Origin of the sequence: Tardiphaga sp. (assembly GCF_025356345.1) — a bacterium.
GTDB lineage: Bacteria > Pseudomonadota > Alphaproteobacteria > Rhizobiales > Xanthobacteraceae > Tardiphaga.
The window spans coordinates 1-8,979 of the sequence record NZ_JANXTC010000052.1; the positions used below are offsets into that span (position 1 = coordinate 1).

The 8,979-nt window shown below is 66.8% G+C and carries 10 protein-coding genes; 9 read left to right on the forward strand and 1 reads right to left on the reverse strand.

All coding sequences use genetic code 11. From position 1 onward, the window contains the following. The 4 genes from Q0S16_RS02720 to Q0S16_RS02735 form a co-directional block, all read left to right on the forward strand. Nucleotides 1–305: ABC transporter permease subunit (locus tag Q0S16_RS02720; RefSeq protein ID WP_295844754.1), on the forward strand; the 305-nt coding region annotated here is incomplete at its 5' end. Next, the gene (locus Q0S16_RS02725; RefSeq protein ID WP_295844756.1) at nt 305–1,090 is read left to right on the forward strand and encodes an ABC transporter ATP-binding protein; all 786 of its coding nucleotides are present in this window, start codon (nt 305–307) and stop codon (nt 1,088–1,090) included. The genes Q0S16_RS02720 and Q0S16_RS02725, both read left to right, overlap by 1 nt. A 52-nt stretch (nt 1,091–1,142) precedes the next feature. Further along, a complete protein-coding gene (locus Q0S16_RS02730) occupies nt 1,143–1,652 on the forward strand; it encodes an OsmC family protein (RefSeq protein ID WP_295844758.1) in 510 nt (169 codons plus the stop codon). Between the two features lie 189 nt (nt 1,653–1,841). After that, nucleotides 1,842–2,639, forward strand: coding sequence for a hypothetical protein (locus Q0S16_RS02735; RefSeq protein WP_295844762.1), 798 nt, complete (start codon nt 1,842–1,844; stop codon nt 2,637–2,639). A 124-nt stretch (nt 2,640–2,763) separates the two neighbouring features. Here the strand turns inward: Q0S16_RS02735 and mutS are convergent, their stop codons facing one another. Then, complete coding sequence (gene mutS / locus Q0S16_RS02740) at nt 2,764–5,493, reverse strand: DNA mismatch repair protein MutS (protein WP_295844765.1); 2,730 nt, start codon at nt 5,491–5,493, stop codon at nt 2,764–2,766. 104 nt (nt 5,494–5,597) lie between these two features. On the opposite strand from mutS, the gene Q0S16_RS02745 reads away from it, so the two are divergent. The 5 genes from Q0S16_RS02745 to pcaG all read left to right on the forward strand — a co-directional run. Further along, entirely contained in the window at nt 5,598–5,975 is a 378-nt protein-coding gene (locus Q0S16_RS02745) for a type II toxin-antitoxin system RelE/ParE family toxin (protein ID WP_295844768.1), read from the forward strand. Between the two features lie 4 nt (nt 5,976–5,979). Next, nucleotides 5,980–6,333 carry a helix-turn-helix transcriptional regulator gene (locus Q0S16_RS02750; RefSeq protein WP_295844771.1) on the forward strand — a complete coding sequence of 118 codons (354 nt, stop codon included), beginning with the start codon at nt 5,980–5,982 and terminating at the stop codon, nt 6,331–6,333. 228 nt (nt 6,334–6,561) lie between these two features. Next, nucleotides 6,562–7,770, forward strand: coding sequence for a 3-oxoadipyl-CoA thiolase (gene pcaF / locus Q0S16_RS02755; protein ID WP_295844773.1), 1,209 nt, complete (start codon nt 6,562–6,564; stop codon nt 7,768–7,770). Nucleotides 7,771–7,898: 128 nt separating this feature from the next. Next, entirely contained in the window at nt 7,899–8,600 is a 702-nt protein-coding gene (gene pcaH, locus Q0S16_RS02760; RefSeq protein ID WP_295844776.1) for a protocatechuate 3,4-dioxygenase subunit beta, read from the forward strand. Then, the coding region (gene pcaG / locus Q0S16_RS02765) for a protocatechuate 3,4-dioxygenase subunit alpha (protein ID WP_295844778.1) at nt 8,600–8,979 on the forward strand (380 nt) is incomplete at its 3' end. The genes pcaH and pcaG, both read left to right, overlap by 1 nt.

The window sequence follows — 8,979 nt, forward strand, 5'->3', positions numbered from 1 at the left end:
GGCTGTCCGGCCCGGCGATGATCCGTCGCATCCTGCTGCCGGCGGTGCTGCCGGCCTATGTGCTGGCGCTGCGCGTCGGGCTTGGCCTCGGCTGGATGTTCGTGGTCGCCGCCGAATTCATGGGCGCCTCCGAAGGGCTCGGCTATCTCTTGATCGACGGCCAGCAGCTCGGCAAGCCGGCGCAGATCCTCTCCGCCATCACCATCTTCGCCATTCTCGGCAAGTCCACCGACGCGCTGATCGAACTCGTGTCGGCGCCGTGGCTGCGCTGGCAGGACGCCTTTCGCAGCGGCGGAGACGCCTGATGCTGAAGCTCGATGGCGTCGGCAAGACCTATCCCAACGGCGTTCATGCGCTGCAGCGGTTCTCGGCCAGCATTCCGCAGGGCGAGATCGTCGCCATCATCGGCGGCTCCGGCTGCGGGAAGTCGACGCTGCTGCGCGCCATCGCCGGGCTCGACCGCGCCAGTACCGGCACCATCATGCTCGACGACCTCGACATCGCCGCGCCGCACGAAAAGATCGGCATCATCTTCCAGGAGCCGCGGCTGCTGCCGTGGCTCAGCGTCGCCGACAATATCGGTTTCGGCCTTGCGGCGCTGCCGGCAGCGCTGCGCCGCGAGAAAGTCGCGCAGGGACTGGCGCGCGTCGGTCTCGCGGAAAAGGCCAGAGCCTGGCCGCGCGAATTGTCCGGCGGCCAGGCGCAGCGCGTGGCGATTGCCCGGGCGCTGGCGCCGCGGCCGGCAGTGTTGCTGCTCGACGAGCCGTTCTCCGCGCTCGACGCCTTCACGCGGCGCGATCTGCAGGACCATCTTCTCGATCTGTGGGCCGATACAAAGCCGACGCTGTTGCTGGTGACGCATGATGTCGACGAGGCAGTGGTACTGGCCGATCGCGTGCTGGTGATGCGACCGCGGCCCGGTTTGCTGTTCGTCGAGATCGCGGTCGATCTGGCCCGGCCGCGCGATCGCGCCTCGCCTTTGTTCGACGCGGTGAAACATCGCGTGATGACCGCGCTGGACCGGTCGCTGGACCGTGGCGTGCCCGATGACGCATTGCAGGCGGCTGCCGGCGAGGCAACGGGGTGGTGACAATTGGCGTCAATCGCCATTAGATACCGTTAACCAGATCAGGGAGAAAGCCATGGACGCCGCCACGCTGCGCGCCACGCAAGCGCCGATCAAGGAGCGCTACAAAACCGATCCGACATCCGCCTTCATCACGCTGAAGGCGAAGGGTTCGATCGACAGTGACGGCATCGCCTGCAAGGTCGAGACCGGGCGCCAGATCGCCGCCGCCGGGCTGCATCCGGCGACCGGCGGCTCCGGGCTGGAACTGTGCTCCGGCGACATGCTGCTGGAAGCGCTGGTGGCCTGCGCCGGCGTGACGCTGAAATCGGTGGCAACCGCGGTCGAGATTCCACTGAAGTCCGGCGTGGTGACCGCGGAAGGCGACCTCGATTTCCGCGGCACGCTCGGCGTCGACAAGGAGGCCCCGGTCGGCTTCGCCGAAATCCGGCTGCGCTTCGACGTCGATACCGATGCCCCGCAGGACAAGCTCGATCTGCTGCTGAAACTCACCGAGCGCTATTGCGTGGTGTACCAGACCATCCGCAACGGACCGAAGGTGTCGGTGGCGATGCATCGGGTGTAGGAAGGCATCTTCGTAGTAGGGTGGGCAAAGGCGCCCTTGCGCCGTGCCCACGCGTTGTCGCGCACGGGGAAAGACGTGGGCACGCTTATCCGCGCTGTGCGCGGCGAAGCTCTACCCGCCCTGCGACATCTGGTTAGGTCGTCGCGATAGCCCTCCGCTCCGGGGAGGGCAAGAAAGTACCCTCGCTTCATGTCCCCCGAACTTACCTTCGCCCTGACGCTGCTGTCGCGCATGGCCGTCACCGCGGCTTTCGTCGTTACCGCCTCGATCATCACCGAGCGCTCCGGCGCGGCGATCGGCGCGCTGGTGGCCTCCTTGCCGATCTCGGCGGGGCCGTCTTACGTGTTTCTGGCGCTCGATCACGACGCCGCCTTCATCGCGCAGGGCGCACTGGCCAGCCTGCCGGTCAATGCCGCCACCCTGTTCCTCGGCCTGACCTATGTCTGGCTGGCGCAGCGCCACCGCATGGTGGTCAGCCTCGGCGGCGCGGTGCTGGTCTGGTTAGGCCTCGCCGCGATCGTGCGGATGACGGACTGGTCGCTTGCCGCCGGCATCGCCGCCAATGTGGTCGCCTTCGCCATCGTGCTGCCGCTGACGGCCCGGTTCCGCCACGCCCGGATGCCGCTCATTACCCGGCGCTGGTATGACATCCCGCTGCGCGCGGTGCTGGTATCGACCCTGGTCGCCACGGTGGTGACGCTGTCGGCGACCATCGGCCCGGCCGGCAGCGGCATCCTGGCGCTGTATCCGGTGGTGTTCACCAGCATGATGCTGCTGCTGCAGCCGCGGATCGGCGGGCCGGCGACGGCCGCGGTGATCGCCCATGGCGGCTTCGGCCTGGTCGGCTTCGGCCTGGCGATCGTGGTGCTGAACCTGACGGCGGTGCGGCTGGGTTCGGTGACGTCGCTGAGCCTGGCGCTGGCGACCTGCGTAGCGTGGAATCTCGGGCTGTGGGCGTGGGGAAGAAGGAAAGTCCTCGTGGCTTGATCCCCCCTCAGCCGTCATTGCGAGGAGCCCTTGCGACGAAGCAATCCAGTTCTTTCTTTGTTTTTGGCTCTCTGGATTGCCGCGTCGCTTCGCTCCTCGCAATGACGGGCGGAAAGTGCGGATGCTACCCCTTCGGCAGCTTCGCCTTCAGCGCGTACAGCGCATCGAGCGCTTCGCGCGGCGACAATTCGTCAGGGTGGATCGCGGCCAATGCGGCGATCAGCGCTTCCGCTTCGGTGGGCACCACGGGCTCGATGGTGGCACGCGCGGTGACGGCGAACAAAGGCAGGTCGTCCATCAGCGCCTTGGTGGTCTGGCCGCGGTCCTGCGCTTCGAGTTTGGCCAATACCGACTTGGCGCGCGCGATCACCGCGGCGGGGAGCCCCGCGAGTTTGGCGACCTGGATGCCGTAGGAACGGTCGGCCGAGCCGGGCAGCACCTCATGCAGGAACACGACGTCGCCGTGCCATTCCTTGACCCGCACGGTGGCATTGAACAAGCGCGGCAGTTTGGCGGAGAGCGCGGTGAGCTCGTGATAATGAGTCGCGAACAGCGAGCGGCAGCGGTTGCTCTCGTGCAGGTGCTCGATCGCCGCCCAGGCGATCGACAACCCGTCGAAGGTCGCGGTGCCCCTGCCGATCTCGTCGAGAATGACGAGCGCGCGCTCCGAGGCCTGGTTGAGGATCACCGCGGTCTCGACCATCTCCACCATGAAGGTGGAGCGACCACGTGCGAGATCATCGGCGGCGCCGACGCGGGAGAACAAGCGGTCGACGATGCCGATCCGCGCCCGCGTCGCCGGCACGAAACTGCCGATCTGCGCCAACAGCGCGATCAGCGCGTTCTGCCGCAGGAAGGTCGACTTGCCGGCCATGTTGGGACCGGTGATCAGCCAGATCTGGCCGGACTTTTGGGCGGGCCCCGGCGACAGGTCGCAGGCATTGGCAATGAAGGGATGGCCGCCGCGGCGAAGCGCCTGCTCGACGACGGGATGGCGGCCACCCTCGATGGCGAAGCCGAGCGACATGTCGACGTCGGGGCGCACGTAATTGTCGTCGATCGCCAGCTTGGCCAGCGCGGTGGCGACATCGAGCAGCGCGAAGGCATGCGCCGCGGCGTGCAGGTCCTCGGCGTCGTCGCTGACCTTGGCCGACAGCCGCTCGAAGATTTCCAGCTCGAGGCCGAGCGCACGATCGCCGGCATTGGCGATCTTGGCCTCGATCTCGCCGAGCTCGGCGGTGGTGAAGCGGGTCTGGCCGGCCAGTGTCTGGCGGTGGATAAAGGTCGCGTTGAGCGGCGGCGTCATCAGCTTGTCGCCGTGCTGCGCCGTCACTTCCACAAAGTAGCCGAGCACATTGTTGTGCCGGATCTTCAATCCCTTGACGCCGCAATCGTCGGCGTAGCGCGCCTGCATCGCCGCCACCACCAGGCGGGAGGCATCGCGCAGGTTGCGGGTCTCGTCGAGCGCGGCCTCAAAGCCCTCGCGAACGAAACCGCCGTCGCGCTTCATCAGCGGCAATTCGTCAGCCAGCGCGCGGGAAAATTCCTGCGCCAGGTCGCGCGACGGCCGGCGCAGCGCATTCATCGCAATTGCAAGGTCGGTCGGCAGATTGTCGGTGGCTTCGAGCCGCGAAAGCACCCGGTCGGCGGCGTGTACGCCGTCGCGCAGGGCGGCCAGATCACGCGGGCCGCCGCGGCCGACGGCGAGACGCGCCAGCGCGCGCGACATGTCGGGCGCCGCCTTCAGGGCGCTGCGGATATCGTCGCGCAGCGCGGTGTCAGCCACGAAGGTTGCGATGGCATCGAGCCTGCGCCCGATCGCGTCAGAATCGGTCAGCGGCGCGGCGAGGCGTTGCGCCAGCAGCCGCGAGCCGGCGGCGGTGACGGTGCCGTCGATCGCGTCGAGCAGCGAGCCCTTGCGCTCGCCGCTCAATGTGCGCGTCAGTTCGAGATTGGCGCGGGTGGCGGGATCGATCGCCATCGTGGTGCCGGCGGCCTCGCGGGAGGGCGGCGACAGCGGCGGGCGTTTGCCGAGCTGGGTGCGGTCGATATAGGTGACGGCGGCGGCGGCGGCGGTGGCCTCCAGCCGCGACATCGCGCTGAGCCCGTCCATGGTGGCGACGGCGAAATAGTCGCACAATCGCCGTCCCGCGGTGGCGCCGTCGAACACGTCGCGGGTCAGCGGCGTCACCGCCGGCAATTCGCGCAAGGTCTGGCTGAGCTCGGGATCGCTGTACAGCGCGTCGGTGACCAGCACCTCGTTCGGATTGATCCGCGCCAATGTCGCACCGAGCTCGGCGACGGAGCATTCGGTGACGATGAATTCGGCGGTGGAGATGTCGATCCAGGCGAGGCCAATGCGGTCGACGCCGGACGAGCCCTTGGCGCGGGCGATCGCCAGCAGGTAATTATTGGTGCGGGCGTCGAGCAAAGTGTCTTCGGTCAGCGTGCCCGGCGTCACCAGCCGGACCACGTCGCGCTTCACCACACTCTTGTTGCCGCGCTTGCGCGCCTCCGCCGGATTCTCCATCTGCTCGCACACCGCGACGCGGTGGCCGAGCGCGATCAGCCGGTGCAAATAGTCGTCGGAGCGCTCCACCGGGACGCCGCACATCGCGATGTCGGCGCCCTGGTAACGGCCGCGCTTGGTCAGCACGATGCCGAGCGCCCGCGACGCGGTCTCGGCGTCCTCGAAGAACATCTCGTAGAAGTCGCCCATCCGGTAGAACAGCAGCAGGCCGGGATTGGCGGCCTTGATCTCGAGGTACTGTTCCATCATCGGCGACACCCGCGTGATGTCTTCCACGGGGGCGGCGGATTCGGGCGGGGCAGGGATGTTGTGCTGGATCGTCATGGCGGCGGAAGCTAGCAAATTTTACCCGGGCAATCACAGGGCGCGGGGCGCGTTTTCCAGTGTTGATGGCGGGTTGCGTGTTATAGGGATGGCCCTATAATTGAGTGCTGGGCGACGACCGATCAGACCCGAAACCCTGCATCTTTGTGGGCTCCAGCCTGAAGGATCTGAAGCGATTCCCGCCGCTGGTGAAGAACCGCATGGGTTATGCGCTGGGCCAGGTCCAGCACGGCGACGAGCCTGTCGCGGCCAAGGCGCTGAGAGGATTTGGCGGCCGATCCGTGCTCGAACTGGTCGACGATTTCGACGGAGACACCTACCGCGCCGTCTACACGGTGCGGTTCGCGGAAGTGGTCTACGTGCCGCATGCCTTCCAGAAGAAGGCGAAGAAGGGCATCAGTACGCCACAGCACGACATCGAACTGATCAAAGCGCGACTGCGCGACGCTGAAATGCATTTTCGCACGCGCAAGAAGGGGTGAGGCCATGACGAAGCCCAAGGTCGACGCGCAAGCAATCGAGGCCCATGAGAGCAGCTGCAACCTGTTCGCCGACCTCGGCCTGCCGGACGCCGCGCAGCGGTTGCTCAAGAGCCAGATCGTCGCGCAACTGCACCGGCTGATCAAGGCCCGTGGACTGACGCAGGTGAAGGCCGCCGGGCTGCTCGGCATTCACCAACCCGACCTGTCGCTGCTGTTGCGCGGCGACTTCGACGATTATTCGGCCGAACGTTTGATGAAAATGCTGACAGTGTTCGAGCAGGACATCGAGATCGTGATGAAGCCGAACCGCAAGACCGGGCAGCCCGGCCGGATTACCTTCAAGGCGACTGCCGCCTAGTCAGATGTTCCTTCCCTATCCGGACGTGCGGCGCTTCGCGCTGCGGCGCGTCCGCGACAAGCCGAGCTTAACGCCGTGGTTGACAGGTCAACCATGTCCGCATATCGGCTCTCCGCGGAATGCAGCGCTCCGGGCCAGCGTTGATTTGACCTGCCGGGCCGGCCTTCCTAAAACACCTGCAATTGCCGGCGGTCCAACGCGGACGGCGTGCCACAGGGAGAGAATTCAATGAGCGATGTATTTGTCTGCGACGCGGTGCGCACGCCGATCGGCCGCTTCGGCGGCTCGCTGGCCAAGGTCCGTGCCGACGACCTCGCCGCCACGCCGATCAAGGCGCTGATGGACCGCAATCCCGGCATCGACTGGGCCGCGGTCGAGGAAGTCTATTACGGCTGCGCCAACCAGGCCGGCGAGGACAACCGCAACGTCGCGCGCATGGCGCTGCTGCTGGCCGGCCTGCCGGATTCCGTTCCCGGTGCGACACTTAACCGCCTGTGCGCCTCCGGCCTCGATGCCGTCGGCGCCGCCGCCCGCGCCATCCGTGCCGGCGAAATCGATTTCGCCATCGCCGGCGGCGTCGAATCCATGACCCGCGCGCCGTTCGTGCAGGGCAAGGCGACCGAGGCGTTCTCGCGCTCGGCCGAAATCTTCGACACCACGATCGGCTGGCGCTTCATCAACCCGCTGATGCGCGAAAAGTATGGCGTCGACGCGATGCCGGAGACCGGCGAGAATGTCGCGCAGGACTTCCAGATCTCCCGCGCCGACCAGGACGCGTTCGCGATCCGCTCGCAGCAGAACGCCGGGAAGGCGATCGCATCCGGCTATTTCGCGGAAGAGATCGTCGCGGTGATGGCGCCGGGTGGCAAGGCTGGTCCGATCAGCGTCGACAAGGACGAGCATCCGCGTCCCGAGACCACGCTGGAGGGCCTGTCCAAGCTGCGCCCGATCGTGCGCAAGGACGGCACCGTAACCGCCGGCAACGCGTCGGGCGTCAATGACGGCGCCTGCGCCATGATCCTGGCTTCCGCCGCCGCGGTAAAGAAGCACGGCCTGACCCCGCGGGCGAAAATCCTCGGCCTGGCGTCGGGCGGCGTGGCGCCGCGCATCATGGGAATCGGCCCGGTGCCGGCGACCCAGAAGCTGATGGCGCGGCTCGGCCTCAAGATCAGCGACTTCGATTTGATCGAGCTCAATGAAGCTTTTGCGTCGCAGGGCATTGCTGTGCTGCGCCAACTCGGCGTCAGGGAAGACGCCGACTTCGTCAACCCGCATGGCGGCGCGATCGCGCTCGGCCACCCGCTCGGCATGAGCGGCGCGCGGCTGGCGATGACCGCGGTGCACGGCATGGAGAAGCGCGGCGGCAAGCTCGCCCTCGCCACCATGTGCGTCGGCGTCGGCCAGGGCGTGGCGATGGCGATCGAGAAGCTGAACTGAGCACGACACCAACGGCCGTCCTTGCGAGGAGCCGTTGCGACGAAGCAATCCAGTCTTTCTTTGTGGCCCCTGGATTGCCGCGTCGCTTCGCGCCTCGCAATGACGGGGGAAAGACCTGAGGAAAACACATGACGCTGATCTATCCCATCGAGAGCAATGCCGCGCATGCGCCGCGGCTGTCGCCCGGCTACAAGAGCACTATCAAGCGGGCTCCGCAGAAGGCGCGCATCCTGATGCCGCAGACGCTGTCGGAGCTGACCGGTCCGGTCTACGGCCACGAGACCGTGCGGCCCGGCGATCACGACCTCACCACCATGCATGCGGGCGAGCCGATCGGCGAGCGCATCATCGTCCATGGCCAGGTCCAGGACGAGGATGGCCGCGGCCAGCCCAATGTGCTGGTCGAACTGTGGCAGGCCAATGCCTGCGGCCGCTACGTCCATGTGGTCGACCAGCACCCGGCGCCGCTCGATCCGAATTTCACCGGCGCCGGCCGCGCCGTGACCGACGCCCAGGGCCATTACCGCTTCGTCACCATGAAGCCCGGCGCCTATCCCTGGGGCAATCACCCCAACGCCTGGCGGCCCGCGCACATCCACTTCTCGGTGTTCGGTCATGCCTTCGTGTCGCGGCTGGTGACGCAGATGTATTTCCCCAACGATCCGCTGTTTCCCTACGACCCGATCTTCAATTCGGTGACCGACGAGCGGGCGCGCAATCGCATGGTGTCGGATTTCGATCTCGACGCCACCGAGCCCGGCTGGGCGCTGGCCTATCGCTTCAACATCGTGCTGCGCGGCCGCAGCGCCACGCCCTTGGATACGCACTGATGTCCGGTATCACCCCCTCGCAGACCGTCGGTCCGTATTTCGCCTATGGCCTGACCCCGAACGGCAAGTATGCCTGGAACGACGCCTTCAGCAACAATCTGCTGACGCCCGACGTCTCCGGCGAGCGCATCCGCATCGAAGGTTTTGTGTTTGACGGCGACGGCGCCAACGTGCCCGACGCGATGCTGGAGATCTGGCAGGCGGATTCGCAGGGCCGGTTCTCCGACCCGCAGGATTCCCGCGCGCAGCCGAATTCGTCGTTCAAGGGCTTTGGCCGCTGCGGCACCGGGGCGGAAGGCTTTTCGTTCGAAACCATCAAGCCCGGCGCCGTACCGGGCTTGGACGGAAAACCGCAGGCGCCGCACATCGTGCTGGCGGT